Source organism: Pseudomonas sp. PICF141 (assembly GCF_002286815.1).
In the GTDB taxonomy this organism is placed as follows: Bacteria; Pseudomonadota; Gammaproteobacteria; order Pseudomonadales; family Pseudomonadaceae; genus Aquipseudomonas.
In genome coordinates, this window is sequence record NZ_MUNM01000028.1 from 59,071 (window position 1) to 78,865 (window position 19,795).

Annotated in this window: 12 protein-coding genes; 3 read left to right on the plus strand and 9 right to left on the minus strand. The window is 58.0% G+C overall.

The features are described from left to right. Positions 1-33: 33 nt before the first annotated feature. Together BZL43_RS05560 and BZL43_RS05565 are read right to left on the minus strand one after the other, a co-directional pair. Complete coding sequence (locus BZL43_RS05560) at positions 34-5,607, minus strand: dermonecrotic toxin domain-containing protein (RefSeq protein WP_095631381.1); 5,574 nt, start codon at positions 5,605-5,607, stop codon at positions 34-36. Positions 5,608-5,803: 196 nt separating this feature from the next. After that, positions 5,804-9,004: an Ig-like domain repeat protein gene (locus BZL43_RS05565; protein ID WP_095631382.1), complete on the minus strand. Its 3,201-nt coding sequence runs from the start codon at positions 9,002-9,004 to the stop codon at positions 5,804-5,806. 258 nt (positions 9,005-9,262) lie between these two features. Between BZL43_RS05565 and BZL43_RS05570 the strand changes: the two genes are divergently transcribed. From BZL43_RS05570 to BZL43_RS05580, 3 genes are all read left to right on the plus strand, one after another. Then, complete coding sequence (locus BZL43_RS05570; RefSeq protein WP_095631393.1) at positions 9,263-10,297, plus strand: alpha/beta fold hydrolase; 1,035 nt, start codon at positions 9,263-9,265, stop codon at positions 10,295-10,297. A 268-nt stretch (positions 10,298-10,565) separates the two neighbouring features. Further along, positions 10,566-11,261, plus strand: coding sequence for a hypothetical protein (locus BZL43_RS05575; protein ID WP_095631383.1), 696 nt, complete (start codon positions 10,566-10,568; stop codon positions 11,259-11,261). After that, positions 11,258-12,166 (plus strand): hypothetical protein, encoded by a 909-nt coding sequence (locus BZL43_RS05580; protein WP_095631384.1) that lies wholly within the window; start codon positions 11,258-11,260, stop codon positions 12,164-12,166. The genes BZL43_RS05575 and BZL43_RS05580 overlap by 4 nt, the downstream gene beginning before the upstream one ends. Before the next feature lie 223 nt (positions 12,167-12,389). Here the strand turns inward: BZL43_RS05580 and BZL43_RS05585 are convergent, their stop codons facing one another. From BZL43_RS05585 to BZL43_RS05615, 7 genes are all read right to left on the minus strand, one after another. Further along, positions 12,390-12,719: a GlpM family protein gene (locus BZL43_RS05585; RefSeq protein WP_168185066.1), complete on the minus strand. Its 330-nt coding sequence runs from the start codon at positions 12,717-12,719 to the stop codon at positions 12,390-12,392. 8 nt (positions 12,720-12,727) lie between these two features. Then, on the minus strand, positions 12,728-14,056 hold the full coding sequence (locus BZL43_RS05590) for a sigma-54 dependent transcriptional regulator (RefSeq protein WP_095631386.1): 1,329 nt from the start codon (positions 14,054-14,056) through the stop codon (positions 12,728-12,730). Next, a complete protein-coding gene (locus BZL43_RS05595) occupies positions 14,053-15,954 on the minus strand; it encodes a sensor histidine kinase (protein WP_095631387.1) in 1,902 nt (633 codons plus the stop codon). Before BZL43_RS05595 ends, BZL43_RS05590 begins: the two co-directional genes overlap by 4 nt. 223 nt (positions 15,955-16,177) lie before the next feature. Continuing rightward, positions 16,178-16,912 carry an amino acid ABC transporter ATP-binding protein gene (locus BZL43_RS05600; protein ID WP_095631388.1) on the minus strand — a complete coding sequence of 245 codons (735 nt, stop codon included), beginning with the start codon at positions 16,910-16,912 and terminating at the stop codon, positions 16,178-16,180. Continuing rightward, positions 16,909-17,580, minus strand: a complete 672-nt coding sequence (locus BZL43_RS05605) for an amino acid ABC transporter permease (protein WP_095631389.1) — start codon at positions 17,578-17,580, stop codon at positions 16,909-16,911. Before BZL43_RS05605 ends, BZL43_RS05600 begins: the two co-directional genes overlap by 4 nt. After that, positions 17,580-18,326 (minus strand): amino acid ABC transporter permease, encoded by a 747-nt coding sequence (locus BZL43_RS05610; protein ID WP_008069477.1) that lies wholly within the window; start codon positions 18,324-18,326, stop codon positions 17,580-17,582. The genes BZL43_RS05605 and BZL43_RS05610 overlap by 1 nt, the downstream gene beginning before the upstream one ends. A gap of 191 nt (positions 18,327-18,517) precedes the next feature. Further along, positions 18,518-19,432, minus strand: a complete 915-nt coding sequence (locus BZL43_RS05615) for a glutamate/aspartate ABC transporter substrate-binding protein (protein ID WP_095631390.1) — start codon at positions 19,430-19,432, stop codon at positions 18,518-18,520. Between the last annotated feature and the right edge of the window lie 363 nt (positions 19,433-19,795).

A 19,795-nucleotide genomic window follows, 5' to 3' on the forward strand; every position in this document is an offset into this window, starting at 1 on the left:
CGGAGCGCGCCTCCCACGCTCCGTTGTCATTCTTCATAGCCGTGAAAAATGTTTGAGCGCCAGCGGTTTACCGATGTCGCCCCGCCAGATTGGCTCCACCGCAGCGCCGCTGCTGGCTTGCGCCTGTTGCCATTGCAGGCCCAGGTTGCGCTGTTCAGGCAATTTCAGATGACCTTTGACGAAGTCGTTGAACGGCGACTTCGCCGAGGGGTAATGAAAGTGCGCATACCACAGGGGTTGCGGCGGCTGGCGGGTCAAATCGCGAACTTCATATTCCTGCAGAAAGTCCCGTTGACCGTCCGGGCGCTTGCCCAGATCCCGCAGTCCGCCTTCCTTGCGGATGTCTATTACCCGTTGTTCCAGCAGGTAATCCAGATAACCCTCGGTCGGGGTTTTGCCGTTCATGGACTGCTCGATTCGCAGGGTGCGTCCGGCTCGCGTAAGGTCCCGAACCTGGTCGGACAATTGCCGTACCAATGGATCATGGGGCGAGAGGCGTTCGATGGCTTGGGCGCGCATCGATAACTCGCTGGCTTCGATGCTCATCATGTGTTCCAGGTCCACTGGCAGCATGTCTTGCCGGGCATAACCCTCGACTCTGTTTTTATAAGTGGGCACCGCCGCGAGTCTTTTTCTGGCTTCGGCCAGCAACGGCTGAACATCCGAGGCCAGCGGCGTTTGCGACGACGCGGCAGGTTCACTGAGGTGGTATTTGCCACTGGAGCGCGGTAACCAGGTTTCCGTGCGACCGTCGACGCCCTCGATCGTGAAGCGCTTTTGCCGAGTGGCGGCATCGGTGTGCTCGACGCCGACCAGCAGTCGACTGTCTTCGGTTTCAAAGAGCTTCTTGCCGGTTGTGCCCTCCGTTGGCGTGATAGCCGTGCGGTTGCGTAGAGCGTTTCGCGCGAGCTCTTCGACCTTCGCCAGGTTCTCCAGAAACGGCGCCACCTGCTCCAGATCCAGATGTTGCGGGTAACCCAGTGTCCAGGCGTTCAGGTTGCGACGGAAATCGGTGTAGGTTGCCAGGCAGTCGTCGAATACCCGATTCCGCTGGGCCAGGCTGGCACGCACTTGCGGCAGATTGTGCTGGGTAAAGAGTGCGCGCCCCACTTGGGTGCGGGCCTGTTTCAGTTGCGCGTGGAAATAAAGCCAGGTGGTGTCATCGACGGCATCGACACGACTGATAATTTCAAGGAGGTGAGCCGTTTTCAGGTAACGGTAATTGCTCTCGCTTAACGTTTTGTTCACGGTCGCCACGTCAGCCGCCATTCTGGCTTTATGCTCCCGCTGGGTGATTCGACGGTTCCAGAGATTGACCTGCTCCATGGCGGCATAAGCCTGATCGAATTCCTGAAGGAAGGCTTTGCGCGTGTTCTTGCGTTGCTCCATCAGGCGCAAGTGGGCGCGGGTGTCGTTGATGGGCGTGGTGTCTGAACGGGTAAGGAGTTCATCGATCCGGTCAAGGTGTTCCACCAGGCGTTCTTTGCCGAACTGGATTCGGTGTACCGTGCGGTCGACCACCACCCAGGCACTGCGGCTTTGCAAGTCCTCGATCTGCGTGCGTTTTCTGCCATGGCTCAAAGGCAACAGGTCCACCAGGTTCTGATAGCTGTTCCGGGCGATCTCGATATCGGTCAGGCAGGCGCTTTCCAGAGACGATCGCAGGGGAGGGCGCTGGGCCGGGGCGCTGGCGTAATAGCGTTCCAGGGCAACGTTGGTGCTGCGGGTTTGAGTGTCCAGGCGTCGGGTATAGGCGTCGGCGGTGTTGGTCAGGGTCAGTTGGCGGCGCAAGTGACGATCAGTCCACCAGCGGGGCAGCCTGTGACGGATGGCGGCGGGCCAGAGCGGGTCCATGCCGTCGGCCAGAAGCCCGAGCACCGCACCGCCACCCGCGCCACCGCCCTCCATCAAGGTACCGTGTACGGCATAGTGGGTGTTCCAGTGGCCGGCCTCGTCAAGGGCGATCGGTTGTTTGTAGGCGCGTGCCCAGGTGCCGTACAAGCGCCAGCCACGCGGCGCATCGCTCAATTCGATCCGGTAGATGCGACCCTGGCTGATCATGAAGTCGCCGTCAGCATGCCGGTAGACATTGCGATAGATCCCGTGTGTGGCCGGTTGCAGGCCCGCCAGAGAAATCTCGTGTTCGTATTCATAACCTTTGAAGTAATCGAGGACGCTACGGGCCTGTCGCCGCGAGGGCACTCGCATGGCCCCGGCTTTCCCGGCCAGCGTTCGCAACTGGCGACGGCGGGCGACGGCACGGGCTGCACCGGGTGTCGCAGCGGTGCCAGGAAGAAGATCCATGGCCGCGTCGATCAATGACAGCAACACCGATTCAACGTCGGCCAGGCCGTGACCGACATCGCCCCGCAGGAAGGCGGCGAGTGCCAGGTTGGCGCTGTCCCAGGCGTCATACAGCGCGACTGCCGAACCCACGAAAGGCACCATGCCCAAGGCCATTTTCAGGTAATTGAACATCGCGCCGGACTGCAATGCACAGCGCTCCAGATACAACGCATCGTTGGAGCGGGAGGTGCTTCGATGGGCTTCCAGCAAGCGCCCCATATGCACATTGAGCAAGTGCGCGGCCAGGGATGTGGTGGCCGGCCATGGGATGCCGACGCCGATCAGCGCAGTGAAGTTGCGCAGCAGGGCCTGATTGATTCGGCTGACATGAAAGGCGAAATCTCCCGCCAACGCGCGTCCGGCCAGATAGTTGATCATGCCGGTGTGCAGGCACAGGTTGAACAGGCCTTGGCGTGCCTGCTCAAGGCTGTCGTACTGGCGCAGGTAGATTCCGTCAGGGCAGTCCGGTAAATAGAGCAGTGTCAGGCCGCTGACCTGTTCCTCGATGAAAGTGATACCAGACAAAGTGCTCGGGCCTTGCTGCGGCGTATCCTCGCCGCCCACGGTGAGATGCGCCGGCAATAGCACGATGCGCTTGCCCTGGGCTGCAAAGGCTTGCCGGGTATTGGCGTCGATGGCGATGTTCAACACGTGTTGTCCATGGGCATCGATCTGCCGTTGCAACAAGGCAAACTCACCTTGCAGTTTGAGCATCAGGCGCCAGGGTTCGCTCAGGCGTTCACGGCGATATTCAAGGTCGAAGGCCGAGGCGCCGGGAGCGCCAAGAAACGCCTGGCGGATCTGTGTCTCATAGTGGCCGGCCAGATCCAGCTCGGTCACCAGTTCGCGCAGGTAAGGCGGGGTGATGCCGGTGTTCAGCGCTGTGCGATCTGGCTCGGTATCCGCGGTGACTTCGACCTGCATGAACGACAGTCGCCACCACAGGGGCTGATCGATGTTCGATTGCGCCAGTTCGACAAGGGACAGTTTGCTGCGGGTTTTGCTGGCGATCAGTACATTCTCTTGAGGTGTTCCCGCTGCGGCACCTTCGATCACGACCTTCTGCCATTGCGTCGAGTCGGGCAGATCGATCATCACCACAAAGCCTTGCGTAAGGGAAAAGTCCTGGCGCAGGCGGGCGTCGATGCGTTTTTTGCTGAAATCATCCCGTGACGGCAGGTCCCTTTCGAGCAGTTCATGGGATTGCTTCATGGCCGCAATGCAGGTTTTGAACAGACGCTTGAGCTGCAAACGCCGAGCATCAGACAGCGTGTCGAGCCACTGCGGCAGCGCTCGCGCCAGGGCACTGCTGTGGTTTTGCTCGATGAGTTGCGCGAAGGCCAATTCCCGGGCGGCGGGTATCGGCACTGTCAGGCGGGCGAGGGTGCGTTCGCGTAGTGCTTCCAGCGCCGCTGCTCGCTGCCTGGCATGGGATGGCACAGGGTTGTCGGCAATCAGTTGAACAACCTGCTGTTCGCAACGGTAGAGCTGATCCTGCAGTGTGTATTGGAATGGGTCGCCGGTCAGCTCGCTCAACTGCAAGGTCAATACGTCGTCGGTGGCACTCCGTTTGAACAGCGTTTGTTCCAGTGCACGTCGTGAAGCAAAACGCTGCAAGCCACCGAATCGGCCGGGCCAATAAAGCAACAGGCTGTGCGACTCGGTACCGTCCAGCACCGATGGATGCGCGATCAGCAGCAGGCCTTCCAGTTCCTCGGTTTGAGGGCTGCCGTCATCGCCTTCAGAGGTCGACAGCGTCAGCCGTGCGACCGCCACCTCGGCCTTGCGATCCACCCGGACGGGCGCATCCAGAACAGCCTTGAGCATCTGGTGCTCTTCACGACTGATCTGGTTCAGGGTCAGTTGAATCTCGGACTCGACGCGCAACCCTGTCAGCCGTGCCTGATACAGTGCGCGGTAATGTGGATTCGGGGTATGACGCAGTTCCAGCATCTTCAGCACGTCGCGGGCGTTCAGTAATGCCGACGCGGCGGTGTGGCTGGCCTGTTCGGCGGCTGTCAGGACGTCGAGCAGTTGTTTCAGGTTCTGCAGGCGTGGGTCATCCAGATCGCCTGCGGACTCTGTGCCAAGCAAGGTTTCAAGGGCTGCGCAGTGGTACGCCACGGCACGCTGGCGAATGTCCAGCGCGATATCGGGATTGAGCAAACCGAACTGCGCAATGCTATCGATGCCTGGCTCTTCGGGGTTGATGACTACCGGCTGTTCTGCAGGCTCGGCAAAAACAGCGTATTGCTGATCCAGCCGGTCGGCGGCGTCCAGCGCCGTGGCGCCATGCTCGCTGATATCACTGCCATTGCCCTGACGAATGCTGTCCATCCAGGCGACCGATACGTGCGCAATCAACTGCTCGGCAGCCACCTCCAGTGGCGTGGCTCCGATGCGGGTGTATTCGAGGCTGATGCTGCCGAATCGGGACATTTCGACCTTCTCTGGCGGGTGTGCGATCAGCCAGTTTTCCACCTCATGACGGTGCTGGAAGTGCTTCCAGGCCGGTTGCTGGTCTGGCAGGTACAGCCACTGCGCGGCCGGTTGCTCGGTACTGATGAGCAAAGCCCCGGGCAACTCGACTCGCCGATCGTCAGTGGACCTGAGCGCCAGCTGATGGATAGCCATCGACGGAACGTCGGCAGTCACGCTGGCGCTGAAGGCATCGATCAGCGCCAGCAAGGGGTTCATCTGTTCGGCCGTCAACATGCGCTGGGCATGGACCACCAGGCTTGAGGCTTCGAAGTGCTGACGATACAGCTGGATAGCCAACGCTCGGCGCGATATTGCCGTACCGGGCGCTCGGGCATTCCACCAACGCTCCAAGGCATGATTGAGCAAGCGCGCCGGGTTGAGATTTTTGAGCTGTTCGAGCAATTGAGCGGGAGATTTGCCGTAAAGGCGGTGTTCTTTTTCAAGCCCGATCACCACGCACCGCGTGTTGAGTGAAGCGTCGATCGCGGGCTGTTGCAGCATAAAGGCGCAGGCGTGGGTCAGGCTGACAAAGTGTTCAGGTCGGTTAGCGGTGGCAAAGAAACCGAAACCGACCCGGTTGCCGTCAAGCTCCTGGTGTTCTTTGAGCAATTGGCTGATCGAGGTGCGAGCCTTCGGGACTTGGGCCATCAGTTCGAGCCATTGCTGGCGACAACCGCGCCAGCGTTGCAAGGCGGTCAGGAGCAGGCTCTGATCCGGGTTGGGTGCGAGCGGGCAGGAAAGGCCGAAATCGGTCAATGTGGGCTTGGGGGCGTCGGGCATGGCGACTGGTCTCCAGAGGACAAGAGGGCCGGTTTGTTCCGGCGTCGCGGCCATTAGAGGTCAGTTGTGAAGGGGGGTGGTGGTACATAGTTATCGGTATCGAAAGGCATTTCTCGTTGCTGTGCTTTGCCCCTAAAACAACGCACCCGCCCCTCGGATGAAAGCGGGCGGGTTGTTAATTCCGCTGATTGACTTCTCAAAGATGAACGAGCCGGAAATTATCACCCTCCCAATCGTTGCCATTACCGGTACTCAGGTGGCTGTAAATTTGTAACGTCATCTGCGAAGCCCTGGCGTGGAAATCCCCCCAGAGGGTTGTCCAGGTTTTGCTTGTGATATGGATGGGGGAGGTTATCGCTACTCCGTCGACCATCAGCGACAGAATGGGATAGGCATAACGACCGTCATAACGAACCAATGCTACATAGAAGCGATAAAGTCCATTCACTTCCAGGTTGTGGAAGGTTTTTTGCATCACCACCCCGGCGGAGTTTTGGGAGTAGGTGTAGTTATTGAGTCGCCAGTTACCCTGTTCATATCGCAGGGTCAAATCGCCGCGGGCCGCTGCCGGACCCGCAACCCAGCCATTCCAGTGATCGAATGTGGTCACATCGTCGGTGAGCCATTGCAGCACGCTAAAGCCCCATGAAGCCGAATCCTGGCCACCATAGGCCGGTCTGACAACAATGCTGTAAGTGCCGACAGTCAGCCCTGGCAAGGAAGTGCTCCAGATGCCGTTTGCCCCAACCGCAATAGTCTGTTTCACCACGGAATTGAGGAGTATGTGTACCTGTTGATTGGCGGTGGCGGTACCGGTCATTTTGACCGTTCGGCTATAAGTACCGGTACCGCGACCGATCGGGCGATCTCTGATATCCACGATGGATGTGATGACAGGGGTGAGGGCTTCTACGACACGGACAGTCCTGGTGGGAGATGTCAGCCCGGTTCCGTAAAGCGCTTTGGCGGTGAAATGATGAAGGGCGTAAGTCAAATTACTCACAACCAGACTCCAGTTTTCACTTGCGTCGACCGGAACAGGGCCTTTCGAAACATTGCCCTGCCAGACTTCCACCTGCTGGTTGGCGTTGGCGCTACCGGATAACGTCAGCGTTCTGGCGATGGTACTTTGGTTGTGAGGAACCGCGTTGCCCTGGGGCGTTTTGATTGAGGTGATCTGCGGCATCTGTGCCACCAATACATTGAAATCCCGGGCATCGGACCTTGGATTGTTTCCGTAGTCGCCTTCCAGAACAATGCTATGCAACCCCGCACTCAGATTTTCCATAACATAGGTACAGATGCCATCACCGTCTGCCGTAATGGGCGCTTTCAGTACGCCTCGGTCGTAAACGTTGACTGAGCGGTTCGGCCTGGCACTACCCTTCAAATCAACTCTGTTGTCGAACGTTCCTTCCAGAATTTCGCCTTTACTATCTTTCAGGCTTTCGATTTTGGGGATGATCTCACCAATGCGAAATACCAGCGCTTGCGATGCCCTTGGCCAGCCGTCCGGATCTTCTATCCAATAGAAGATGTGGGCATAGCGATCCAGTTGCTCCTTAAATAGTTGTTCTTCCAGCAGAAAAAGAAAGTCGTGATTAATGTTGGCTGGGACTATTTCAAGTACTTCCTCGAAAATGGGTTCGCCATTTTCGTTCTCCCATCGAAAAAACAATGTTTCACGTAGCTTTAGATCTTTCAATGCTTCGATAAAGGCGTCGATAAACACACTGATTTTTTCGATTAAAAGAATCCCATCTTCCAGAACCGGGCCGTAACTGGGGTGAAATGAAGGGGGTGGGTAATAAGGTTGTACATCCCCGATATATAAGCGTTCACGGTAGGAATGACGTTCAGTCATGCCATCCGGCTCGGTTACCTTGAACCATACTTCCAGTTTTGACGTGTTGAATCGATTGATGTGCTCTGGTCCGCTGATATTGAAAGGAACCGGGCGGTTTACCAATCCTTTGGTCACGGGGCGGTAAGCTTCATAGAGGTGGGTTTGCCCATTGAATCGGGTAACAAACCAGTAGATCGTTATTTTTTGATTGACGCGCATGTCCAGATAAGGAGCGACTTCGACAATGGCTCGGGGGAGCAAGTGTGAAACATAACCGCGTTTGGCTTCTATGACCAAAGGCTTGGTCAGTAAAATGGCCTTGGCCACCAGAATGAACAAGTAGTGATTCGACGGAATCAGGGTCTGATCAGGTTTCTTTAAGTCATACCTTACCTTAACCGGCCCGGGAGGTATCTCCCGCAGGGTTTCGTAAGGTACTTCGAACTCCATGATTGATGGGCCGCTTACAATCTGCTCTTTTACAAAAAGCACCCTGTCGCCATCTTGAGTAGAGACACTCAATGTCACAATGACGGCATCTCCAGGTATAAATGGAGAGTCCAATGCCAGCACCTGAATGATGCCGGGATTTGGAGCGATTTTATCCAGAAAAAGTCGATCCTGGCTGTCGACACCTTTTACCAACGGGGCTCGTAACCGAGTTTCGCCGGCCCTGACGGGAAACTCCTTGAATTCCGAAAAGTCACTTGAATCGTTTTGCAGTTCATCGGTTATCCAGTATCGGATTTTTGCCAGATAGGTCTCTCCAGATTCAAGGATCTTCTCACCCGGTATCAGGATTTCAATGAACTCTCCAGGCTGTATAAGCGCTCTTACAGTATAAGAGACGGTCGCCGTCCCCCATAAGATCTGAATGACATCCCCCAGCGTCATAAATAAATAGTGCGGTACAGACACCGTTACACCTGCTTTGATCCAGGATTCTGTAACAGCACCTTCTTTTTCCAGTTGTTCTGGAAGTTTTGGTGCGAGTAAGGCTTGGTGATGTGGCGTGTCAGGGTCGGGGTCTTTGCCGCCCGGCAGGTCGACTTTAATGCGTGCGGTCAGTACTGTTGATTTCTCTGAAGTGTTATCGCTTTTACGTTTGACGAAGTACCAAATCTCTATATTTCCATCTGAAGAGAACTGGGCTGCTTGCTTAAAGTAAATGGCTGGAATATAGGTTTCTACATCATCGTCGTCGTTGATGTCTTTAGGGACTTCAATGGTGTGCACGGCATCGATGCCAGTGAACCATATGGTAATGACATCTTCTGGAGTTCGATTGGTATAAAAGAGGATTTTTATCAATGCTCCACGAGGGTCATCATAGACAGTTTTGTAGTTGATGCCGATGACGGCATCATTTTTGGAGGGGACTGAAAACGGAAATCGCAAGGCAAACAGCGCAAGAACGCCGAATATGGTCCCCGAATCCGGTTGAGGAGGGCGCACATCGACTTGGCCATCGAATGTATGAGGGTCGTTGTAATCCGTATGATTAAAAGATGAGTCTTCAAATAGGGATGGCACATTTGCAATCGTGTTCATGGGACGCTCCGAGGTCTGAATTAACCGCGAGCCCGCAATCAACGTTCGGCACGCGCCGATCGATTGAATTCCAGAGGATGAATTATTGCTACTGTCAGAACTAACAGGGTGAGGCCCTTTTCTGACCGACGGTAGCTGTCGCCGGCTGGTACGACCATTCAGCAATCTTCATCAAACTGTCACGTAACTGTGGCAGCGCGCTTGAACAAACTTCATCAGACTCGCGCTCTACTGGAGTTCTGCGTTTCGGTGTTTTTCATGCGTGCTTTTTTGTTATCGGCGGCCACTTTTCTGGCCGCTTTATTGTTCAGCTTGCCGTCCCTGGCGGCTTCGCGGTGCGATGTCGATGTTCCGACCGAGCGGGTCGATCTGGAACAGGTGAGCCTGGCCTACCAGAGCATTGGCCGTGCCTCGGACCCTGCGTTGTTGCTGGTGATGGGCCTGGGCGGGCAGTTGATTCACTGGCCGGACGAGGTGGTGGTTGCGTTGTGTCAGCAGGGTTTTCGGGTGATCCGCTATGACAACCGCGATGTGGGTCTCTCCACTTGGCGGCAGACGCCGGTCGATGCCAACCTGACGCTCGAAGTGCTGCGCTACAAACTCGGCTTGCCGGTATCGGCGCCGTACACCCTGACCGACATGGCAGATGATGCGTTTGGGCTGATGGATGCCTTGCGCGTCGAGCAATTCCACGTGCTGGGCGCAAGCATGGGCGGGATGATTGCCCAGCATATGGCGGCCATGGCACCGCAGCGTATCGAGAGCCTTACCTTGCTGATGACCAGCTCGGGAGCCGAAGGTTTGCCGGCGCCGAGTGCGGCGCTGGTGCAGTTACTCGCGCGACGTGGTGCGCCGAATCGCGAAGTGGCGCTGGAGCAACAGGCCGATTTGCTGGCGGCGTTGGGTAGCCCGGCGGTGAGCGATGACCGGCAGGCGTTGTTGCAGCAGGCAGCGCAGTCTTATGACCGGGCATTCAACCCGGAAGGCGTGAAGCGCCAGATCATGGCGATCCTCGCTGAACGGAGCCGTGTGGCGCTGCTCAATCAATTGCGGGTGCCGACGCTGGTGGTTCACGGCACCGCCGATCCGTTGTTGCCGGTGATGCATGGCGTGCATTTGGCGGCGCACATTCGCGGCAGTCAGTTGAAGCTGATTCCTGGGCTGGCCCATCGTTTCCAGGAGGCGTTCAAGGCACCGTTGCTGGCGGCGGTGTTGCCGTATTTACAGGCCCACCGCGAAGACACCTCACACTGGGCTCAAATCGATCCAGTGGCCGAACACAATCTTCTCTAACACCCAAATCCAATGTCTGCTCGCGATGATGGCGGACCGGTCAGTATTGATGTAGCAGACAGACCGCTATCGCGAGCAGGCTCGCTTGTATGTTTAGACTTGAAGGGGGGCCGTTGTGCGCCTCCCGGACACTTCAAAACCTGTGGAAGCGGCTGCAGGTACCGCATCGTTTAGCCGCTGAATCGAAAAATATATCAATGTGCCACTACGTTTTTTGCCGACGCTGCCGACATAGGCAACATCGTTAATAATCATAGGGACTTGATCCATGACTCTTCACGCTCTGCGCACTTGGGCAGCACTGACATTGCTCGCCTGCCTGGCCCTCACAGGCTGTGCTCACGTACAACCTCCAGTACCGCTGGACCACCAATTCTGGGATGCCAAGGAGTCGACTATCGGCGTGGCGATCACCGTGGTGCCGGAACCGGTACTGGCATTGACCGGCAATCAGGGGATTCTCGATTACGCCATCAACAAAGGCGTTAACAACAAGCTCAGTGACAACGTCGAAAAATGGCAAGTGGGCGACCTCAACACCTTGCCCGATGTCCTTGTCGCCAAGCTGCAGGCCAAGGGTTACAAAGCCAAGCGGATCGACGAGCCGTTCGACCTGAAGATGTATAAGGAAACCAGTTTCCGCGAAGGCTACATGACGCGGGACATGACCCCGGTCAAGGCCGCCTATGGCGTCGATCGTCTGCTGCTGGTGAATGTCTATGCCACCGGCGCTACCCGCAGCTACTACAGTGTCGTGCCGACCAGCGTGCCGATGGCGCAGGTGGGCGGGCAGGGCATGGTGATCGATCTGGCAGACAACAAACTGCTGTGGTTCAAACCCTTTGTCGCTACGCAAGCCGCCCAGGGCGAATGGGACGAGCCGACCTATACCAACCTGTCCAACGCGTTCTATCAGGCTGTGGACAATAGCCGTCAGCAAATGATTACCCCGTTCGCGCAATGAAGCGTCTGCCCATCGCAGCCGGTGCGCTGGCCCTGTTGATGCTGACGGGGTGTGCACAAAAGCCGGCCCCCGAGGCCGGCTTCAAGGATCAGAGCGCCTTGCCCTACGTCCAGGCCCACGGGCTTAAGGTCGATGTGCAGTTGCCGCCATCCTTTGTGGGGGCCAGCACCGTGATCGACTCCCAGGCGGCTTTGAAGGCTGCGTCGTCAAGCCATAATCTGGTGGCGAGTTCGGGCAACACTGCCGGGCTTGCCGGCTTGTTGGTCGCCAGCCTGATCAACACCCAAATGGGCAGCGGCAGCTTGCAGCGCGATGCGGAAAAAACCGCGCTCAAGGAGGCGCGACCGATGGCCGACTTGCTTGCAGGCGTTCCGTTGCAGGAGCGTCTGCAAAAGCGCTATCAACAGGCGTCGCAAGTGGCCGGGTTCAAACAGGGAGAAGGGCAGGTTACCGCGCGCCTGGTGATAGAGCCCAAACTGATGCTTACCCCTGATCGCGGCAGTTTCGTGCTGGTCAATCAGGTGCAAGTCCAGGACATTGCCGGCTCGGCGTTGTATCGCATGCGGATCGAGGTGGTCAGCCAGCCGATTCGGCGCTGTGGCAAGCAATGCATCGACGATGGCAGCCTCGATCTGGCGAAGGTCACGGCGGTGCTCGATGAGTGTATCGACGAATCGATGCGCGTGTTGTCCACCGACCTGATGCAGCCGGCACCACCAGCGGCCGCCCAGGAAACCTTGCGTTATGTGCTTGATGGCCAGCGAGTGGTCGAGCGTGGTTATCAACTGGCCAACAACGGCAACTATTGGCGTTATCGCAACCTTTACGGAGCGGTGAAGTCAGTGCCGGTGCCGTTTGAAGAAGCGTTGACACCAGCGCAGTTGCAGAAGGTTTACGGGCAGTAACAGGGGGCAGCCTCGACGCATTCTTTGTAGCAGCTGTCGAGCCCCGGCGAGGCTGCGTTCGGCTGCGCAGCAGTCGTAAAATCAGATATTGCGATACGTCAGACAGACCGCGTTAACCGGATTCACGACTGCTGCGCAGCCGAACGCAGCCTTCGGCAGGCTGCTACAGATCGAGTTATGGCTTAACTGACTGGCATCAGGGGCGACCCCACTGGTAGCTTGCTCAGCCGTAAAGGCGAACCCACACGCTGACCAACACCGTCGCCGCCATCAACCACGCCACCGCCGCCACCGCCAATGAAGCCTCCAGCCGCATCCGGTCGACCATCACGTACAAGGTCGCCAGGTAGACGAAGTACGGAATGATCGACCACATGCCAAACACGATGGTGGTTTTCAGATCATCCAGCGAGCGCCCCTTGCCGACGATGTAATGAGCGATCAGCGCAAAGGTCGGAAACAGCGGCACCAGGCCGGCGATGTAATAGTTTTTGGTCTTGGCCAGCATGGCCAGAATCACCACCACCGCCGCGCCCAGGGTCGCTTTGAACATCAGGTCCATCAGTGGCTCAACCCGTATTTTTTCACTTTGTCGAACAGCGTGGTCTTGGCCATCCCCAGTTCCTGGCTGGCCTGGGTCAGGTTGCCGCCGCTGCGCTGCAAGGCGTCGCTGAGCAGGTTGCGTTCGAAAGCTTCCACCGCTTCAGCGAAGGCCAGGCCCTGGTTGCTGCCATTGGTGCCGGATTTTTTGAAGGCCGGCAGGCCCAATGCGAAACGCTCGGCGACGTTGCGCAATTCGCGCACGTTGCCTGGCCAGTCATGGCTCATCAGGTTCGACAGGGTCTGGTTGTCCAGCTCCGGCGCTGCGCGGTCGAAGCGCAAGGATGACTGCTGCAAAAAGTGTTCGAACAATTGCAGGATGTCTTCGCGGCGTTCGCGCAGCGGCGGCAGTTCCAGGGTCACCACGTTCAGGCGGTAATACAAGTCGCTACGAAACTCGCCGGCCTTGCTCGATTGATCCAGATCGGACTTGGTCGCGGCAATCACCCGGCAATCCACCGCCACGCTCTGGTTCGAGCCAAGGCGTTCGAGGGTGCGTTCCTGCAACACCCGTAGCAGTTTGATCTGCAACGGCAGCGGCATGCTTTCCACTTCATCGAGGAACAGCGTGCCGCCGTCGGCGTGTTCGATCTTGCCGATACGCCGCTTGCCGGCACCGGTAAAGGCGTTGGCCTCGTGGCCGAATATTTCACTTTCGAACAGGTTCTCCGGCAGGCCGCCGCAGTTCAGTGCGACAAACTGTTTGGTGTGTCGGCGGCTGAAGTCGTGCAGGCAGCGCGCAACCAACTCTTTACCGGTACCGGTCTCGCCTTCGATCAGTACGTTGGCCGAGGTGTCGGCGACATTGGCGATCAGTTCCCGCAGGTTTTGCATGGCCGGCGAGCGCCCGATGATCCGGCCTTCTAGGGAATCGCGCTCGAACAGTTGTCGACGTAACGACGACACTTCCCGCGCCAGGCTGCGTTGTTCCAGCGCACGGCGGGCGACGTCCACCAGGCGTTCGGGGGAGAAGGGTTTCTCCATGAAGTCATAGGCGCCTTTCTGCATCGCGCCGACGGCCATTGAGATGTCGCCGTGGCCGGTAATCAACACCACCGGCAGGCTGCGATCGCGGGCCTTGAGCCGGGTCAGCAGTTCCAGGCCGTCGATGCCCGGCAGGCGGATGTCGCTGATGACGATGCCGGCGAAGTTATCGCCGACTCGTTCCAGCGCTTCTTCGGCGCTGCCGACGCCCACGCAGGGAATATCTTCCAGGGTCAGCGCCTGCTGGCAACCGAGCAGGACATGGGGGTCGTCTTCGACGATCAGCACACTAAGGTCGTTGTTCATATTGGCTCGGCGGGAGTGGGGCTTACCAACGGTAAACTGAGAACGAAAGTGGTGCCACCGCTGGCCGGGTGTTCGACACCCAGATGCCCGCCAGTGGCGGCGGCCAGGCTGGCGGAAAGCGTCAGGCCGAGGCCCAGGCCTTGTTCGCCGGGTTTGGTGGTGAAGAACGGTTCGAACAGATGCTTGCGCGCTTCGGCATCGATGCCGTGGCCGTTGTCGCGTACCCGCAGACGATACTTGCCATCGAACGCCTCGCCCTCCAGCCACAACGCCGGCTGGGGCTGCGACTGCATGGCGTCGAGCGCGTTGCCGATCAGGTTGACCAGGATCTGTTCCAGCCGGGTCTGGTCTATCTGCAGTTGTACGTCTTTGAAGTCGCGGTGCAATTGCAGGTGCGCACTTTCCACCCGGCTACCCAGCAACTGCAGGGCAGCGTCCACGGCTTTGCCGAGGCTGGCCTGGCCCTTGTCATCGCCGCGCCGGGCGAAGGAGCGCAGGCTGGCAGTGATCCGGCCCATGCGGTCGATCAGTTCATTGATGGTCTTGAGGTTGGTGCTGGCTACATCCAGCTGGCCGCGTTCCAGAAAGCGCACGGTATTGCCGGACAAGGTCCGCAAGGCGGCCAGCGGCTGGTTCAGTTCGTGGGCGATGCTGGTGGACATCTGGCCGATTGCCGCCAGTTTGCCGGCCTGGACCAGTTCATCCTGGGCGCGGCGCAACGTCTCTTCCGCCTGCCGCCGTTCACGGATCTGGCCCTTGAGTCGTTCGTTACTGGCGCGCAGGTCGGTGGTGCGTTCGGTAATCCGGCGCTCCAGTTGATTATTGGCTTCCTGCAAGGCTTCCCGCGCCGCGAGGCGGGTGGCGATCACTTTGCGCCGCTCGTTCCAGGCAATCAGCAGAAACGCAACCAGCGCAAACGCCACTGCCACCAGAATCCCCTGATTGATCGCTTCACGCCGCAAATCCTGCAGGGGCGTGAGCAGGGTGAAGTTCCATGGGGTGTCGCTCAGCGGCCGGGTTTGCGAGAGGTAGCTGATGTTCTCTTCTTCGGACATCAATTCGCTGTTGGCGGGGAAGGTCAGCTTTTCCTCGCCTTCGGCGAGTTTCTCCCGCGCCAGCGGTTGCAGTTCATTGAGCGGAAACCAGTAGTACTGCAGGCTACGGGCGAGTTTTTCCTTGGTTTGCTCGCTCAATGGCACCACCGATTTAAGCCGCCGCGCCGGATCGCTGGAAAGAATGATGATGCCGTTCTCGTCGCTGACGAAAGCTTCCAGGCGCGCACGCTGCCAGCGTTCTTCCATGGCTTCGAGGCGGACCTTGACCACGGCGACGCCGATGATCTTGCCGTGCTCTTCCAGCCCGTGCGCCAGGTAATAGCCGGGTTCGCCACTGGTGCTGCCGATGCCATAGAAACGACCCGGCTGACCGCGCACGGCATTCTGGAAGTAGGCGCGGAAGGACAGGTCTTCACCCAGATAGCTGTCGACATCGCGCCAGTTGCTGGTGGCCAGTACGCGACCGGTGGTGTCCATCACATAAATGGCCCGACTGCGGCTGCGCCGGTTCAGGCCTTCAAGGTATTCGTTAACCGTCTGCCGGTGTTCCGGCGACGTGTCGGCCAGCAGTTTTGAAACACTGGATTCGAGTTCCAACAGGCTGGGCAGGTAGGTGTACTTGCTGATCTCGCTCTCGACGGCGCGGGCGTGCAGTTCCAGCTGACGCTGGCCATTCTCGCTAAGGTTGCGAATTCCGTAGTGTTCACTGACCCAGAAGCCGATGTAACCCAATCCGATCATCAGGGCGATGACCAGTGGCGGCAGGAACAGATGGCGAATCAAACGGGGTTTCACGGCGAGTGATGGCGGCGCGGCGCGATAGAGAGTGGAGTCGCATTTCATCACAGATGCCTTGGGTCAACCACAACACAAATATCCATATACCCACGAGCCCCTGTGGGAGCGGTGTGTGGTGAGCGGGCAAACCCGATCGGATCCCGTAGGAGCCAGGCTTGCCGGCGAAGGCGTCCTTAAGTGCGCTTTCGCCGGCAAGCCTGGCTCCTACGAAAAGCGGTTCACTCCCACACAAGTCCGCTCCCCCATCAGTTGGGGAGCGGTGCCTTTCTTAGTGCTGCAGAATCTTCTCGAGGAAATGCTGCGCGCGGTCGGAGCGGGCGGTGATGTCGCCGAAGAACTCTTCTTTCTTGCAGTCTTCGATGATCTTGCCCTGGTCCATGAAAATCACCCGGTCGGCCACTTTGCGCGCAAAGCCCATTTCATGGGTCACGCACATCATGGTCATGCCTTCGTGGGCCAGTTGCACCATCACGTCGAGCACTTCATTGACCATTTCCGGGTCCAGCGCCGAGGTCGGTTCGTCGAACAGCATGACGATCGGATCCATCGCCAGCGCACGGGCAATCGCCACTCGCTGTTGCTGACCACCGGAAAGTTGGCCCGGGTGCTTTTTGGCGTGGGCGGAGAGGCCAACGCGCTCAAGCAATTGCAGGGCTTTCTTGGTGGCTTCTTCCTTGCTGCGGCCCAGCACCTTGATTTGCGCGATGGTCAGATTATCGAGGATGCTCAGGTGCGGGAACAGTTCGAAATGCTGGAACACCATGCCCACGCGCGAACGCAATTTCGGCAGGTTGGTCTTCGGGTCGGCGATGGACGTGCCGTCGACGATCACGTCGCCTTTCTGGAACGGTTCCAGGGCGTTGACGCATTTGATCAGGGTGGATTTGCCGGAGCCGGACGGCCCGCACACCACAATCACTTCGCCTTTTTTGACCTCGGTGCTGCAGTCAGTCAGTACCTGGAAGTCGCCATACCACTTGTTGACATTCTTGATAGAGATCATACGGCAAACCTTTTTTGCAGACGCTTGACCAGCTGCGAGGCGGCAAAGCTGATGATGAAGTACGTGAGACCTGCGAAGATCAGGAACTCATTGGAGCGGCCGATAATGTCGCCACTGGCACGCGAGGCATTGAGGAAATCCACCAGACCCACTGCATACACCAGCGAGGTGTCCTGGAACAGGATGATGCTCTGTTGCAGCAGCAGCGGGGTCATCTTGCGAAACGCTTGCGGCAGGATGATCAGTCGCATCATCTGGCCGTATTCCATGCCCAACGCCTGGGCAGCGCCCATCTGGCCCTTGGGAATCGACTGCACGCCGGCCCGGACGATTTCACAGAAATACGCGGCTTCGAACATCATGAAGGCCACGATGCAGGAGGCGAACGCGCCGATCGGGGTGTCTTCGCCGGTGATCCAGCGTAATACAAACGGCACCGCCAGGTAGAACCAGGTGATGACCAGCAGCAACGGGATCGAGCGGAAGTAGTTAACGTAGGCGCCGGCGATGTTCGACAGCAGTTTGTTGTGGGACAGGCGCATCAGCGCCAGGATCGTGCCGAGGATGATCCCGCCGATCACGCCCAGGGCCATCAGCTTGAGGGTCATGATCATGCCGTTCCACAAACCCGGCAGGGACGGAATGATGCCCGAGAAGTCGAATTCCATCATTTACCCCCTACGGAAATCAGGCCCGGTACGGCGACTTTCTTCTCGACCGAACGCATCAGCAGCATCAGGCTCATGTTCAGCGTGAAGTAGATCAGCGTGGCCAGGGTGAAAGCTTCGAACAGGTTGGCGGAGAACTCGGCGGTTTGCTTGGTCTGCGCGAGCAGCTCCATCAGGCCTATCAGCGACGCAACGGAGGAGTTCTTGAACACGTTCAAAAATTCCGAGGTAAGCGGCGGAATGATGATGCGGTAAGCCTGGGGCAGCAGCACGTTCCAGTAGATCTGCGGCAGCTTGAAACCCATGGCGCGAGCGGCGGCTTCCTGGCCGCGGGGCAGCGCCTGGATACCGGTGCGCACTTGTTCGCAAACGCGAGCGGTGGTGAACAGGCCCAGGCACACGACGACGCTGAGGAACGCCGAGGTGGTAGGGTTGAGATCCTGTTTGTACCACTCCTGGATATCCGCAGGCAGCAGGTCGGGCACCAGGAAGTACCAGATGAACAGCTGAACCAGCAGCGGCACGTTACGGAAGAGTTCGACGTAGCAGGTCGCGATGCCCGATACGATGCGATTCGGCACCGTGCGCATGACGCCCAGAATCGAGCCCAGCAGCAGCGCGATGATCCAGGCCGCGACGGCGATGGCGATGGTCCAGCCCAAACCGGAGAGGTACCAGTCGAAATAAATCTCGCTGCCCACACCGGTGGACTTGAAGAACACGCCCCAGTCCCAGTTGTAATTCATTAGGGTCTCCCCTCGGATTCGATCGATTTACAAATGCCCGCCTGGGGACTCCGTTCCCGCCCTGACCTTGACGGTCGGGCACACACGAGCGGCTCGACAGCCACCGGTTCGAGTGTTTCCAGAAATGCCAGCAGGGAATGACAACCCCTGAAAGGGCACAGGCTCTCTCAGGGGATAAGGTTAGTCAGAAATCAGGATTTCTTTTCGTCAGCCGCTTTGTCGGTCGGATTGGCGATCAGGTTCTTGAGCTCGTCGCTCATCGGGAAGTTCAGGTTCAGGCCTTTTGGCGGAATTGGCTGCATGAACCATTTCTCGTAGATCTTGTTGATCTCGCCGGATTTGTAGGTCGCGATGATGGCGTCGTCGACAGCTTTCTTGAACGGGGCGTCACCTTTGCGAACCATGCAACCGTAAATTTCATTGGACTGTGCAGTCCCGGTCACAACCCAGTCGGCTGGCTTCTTGGCCTTGGCCATTTCACCGGCCAGCAAGGCGTCGTCCATCATGAACGCCACGGCACGGCCGGTTTCCAGCATCTGGAAGGACTCGCCATGGTCTTTGGCGGAGATCACGTTCATGCCCATCTGCTTGTCGGCGTTCATCGACTTGAGGATGCGCTCGGACGTGGTGCCCGCAGTGGTCACGACGTTCTTGCCTTTGAGGTCGGCGAAGTCTTTGTAGGGGGAATCTTTCTTGACCAGCAGCTTGGTGCCGATTTCGAAGATGCCGACGGAGAAGTCAACTTGTTGCTGACGTTCGACGTTGTTGGTGGTGGAGCCGCACTCGACGTCCACGGTGCCGTTCTGCACCAGCGGGATACGGGTTTGCGAGGTCACCAGGTTGTATTTGACCTGGAGGTTGGGCATGTCCAGGTCTTTCTTGATCGCTTCGACGATTTTCAGTTGGATATCGTGGGAGTAGCCAACCGGTTTGCCGGAAGCGTCCGCGATGTAGGAAAACGGAATGGAAGCGTCACGATGCCCGAGGGTGATGGTGCCGGACTCTTTGATCTTCTTCAGTGTGCCGGTGAGTTCGGCGGCGAAAACTGGAGTGCTAATCAGAGCGGCAGCAATGGCTGCGCCCAGGATATGGGGAACGATGCGCATCAAATTTTCCTCGACATTGTTTTTATATGGAGCCAGTTCATCGGCCCTTTTTGGTGCTTCGAACGCCTGAGCACTCCAAAAGAGTTGGCGTAGCAGGCATTCGTCCAAGAGTGTAGAGCATGACTCGTGCCAGGCCAGGCGATATAGATCAACTCATTGATTTATAAGGCTATTAAATATTTATGGCATTGGATTTTCTATCGGGCGATCCGGTTTACCGAATCGACCGGCAAGTCGCGTTCGGAAAACCGAATGAATCCCCTCAACCTAATGAAATGGCTACCCCCGCCTCCCCCCCTGTGATCGCCCACTAAGCTTTCACCGGGGGCTCATCGGAGATCATTGCCATGAACAACGTAGCTA

What these genes read in the sequence shown, in the direction of transcription:
- BZL43_RS05610 (WP_008069477.1), bottom strand. Translation starts at nt 18,326, where the DNA reads ATGAATTACAACTGGGACTGGGGCGTGTTCTTCAAGTCCACCGGTGTG.
- BZL43_RS05580 (WP_095631384.1), top strand. Translation starts at nt 11,258, where the DNA reads ATGAAGCGTCTGCCCATCGCAGCCGGTGCGCTGGCCCTGTTGATGCTG.
- BZL43_RS05595 (WP_095631387.1), bottom strand. Translation starts at nt 15,954, where the DNA reads ATGAAATGCGACTCCACTCTCTATCGCGCCGCGCCGCCATCACTCGCC.
- BZL43_RS05615 (WP_095631390.1), bottom strand. Translation starts at nt 19,432, where the DNA reads ATGCGCATCGTTCCCCATATCCTGGGCGCAGCCATTGCTGCCGCTCTG.
- BZL43_RS05575 (WP_095631383.1), top strand. Translation starts at nt 10,566, where the DNA reads ATGACTCTTCACGCTCTGCGCACTTGGGCAGCACTGACATTGCTCGCC.
- BZL43_RS05605 (WP_095631389.1), bottom strand. Translation starts at nt 17,580, where the DNA reads ATGGAATTCGACTTCTCGGGCATCATTCCGTCCCTGCCGGGTTTGTGG.
- BZL43_RS05585 (WP_168185066.1), bottom strand. Translation starts at nt 12,719, where the DNA reads ATGTTCAAAGCGACCCTGGGCGCGGCGGTGGTGGTGATTCTGGCCATG.
- BZL43_RS05570 (WP_095631393.1), top strand. Translation starts at nt 9,263, where the DNA reads ATGCGTGCTTTTTTGTTATCGGCGGCCACTTTTCTGGCCGCTTTATTG.
- BZL43_RS05600 (WP_095631388.1), bottom strand. Translation starts at nt 16,912, where the DNA reads ATGATCTCTATCAAGAATGTCAACAAGTGGTATGGCGACTTCCAGGTA.
- BZL43_RS05590 (WP_095631386.1), bottom strand. Translation starts at nt 14,056, where the DNA reads ATGAACAACGACCTTAGTGTGCTGATCGTCGAAGACGACCCCCATGTC.
- BZL43_RS05565 (WP_095631382.1), bottom strand. Translation starts at nt 9,004, where the DNA reads ATGAACACGATTGCAAATGTGCCATCCCTATTTGAAGACTCATCTTTT.
- BZL43_RS05560 (WP_095631381.1), bottom strand. Translation starts at nt 5,607, where the DNA reads ATGCCCGACGCCCCCAAGCCCACATTGACCGATTTCGGCCTTTCCTGC.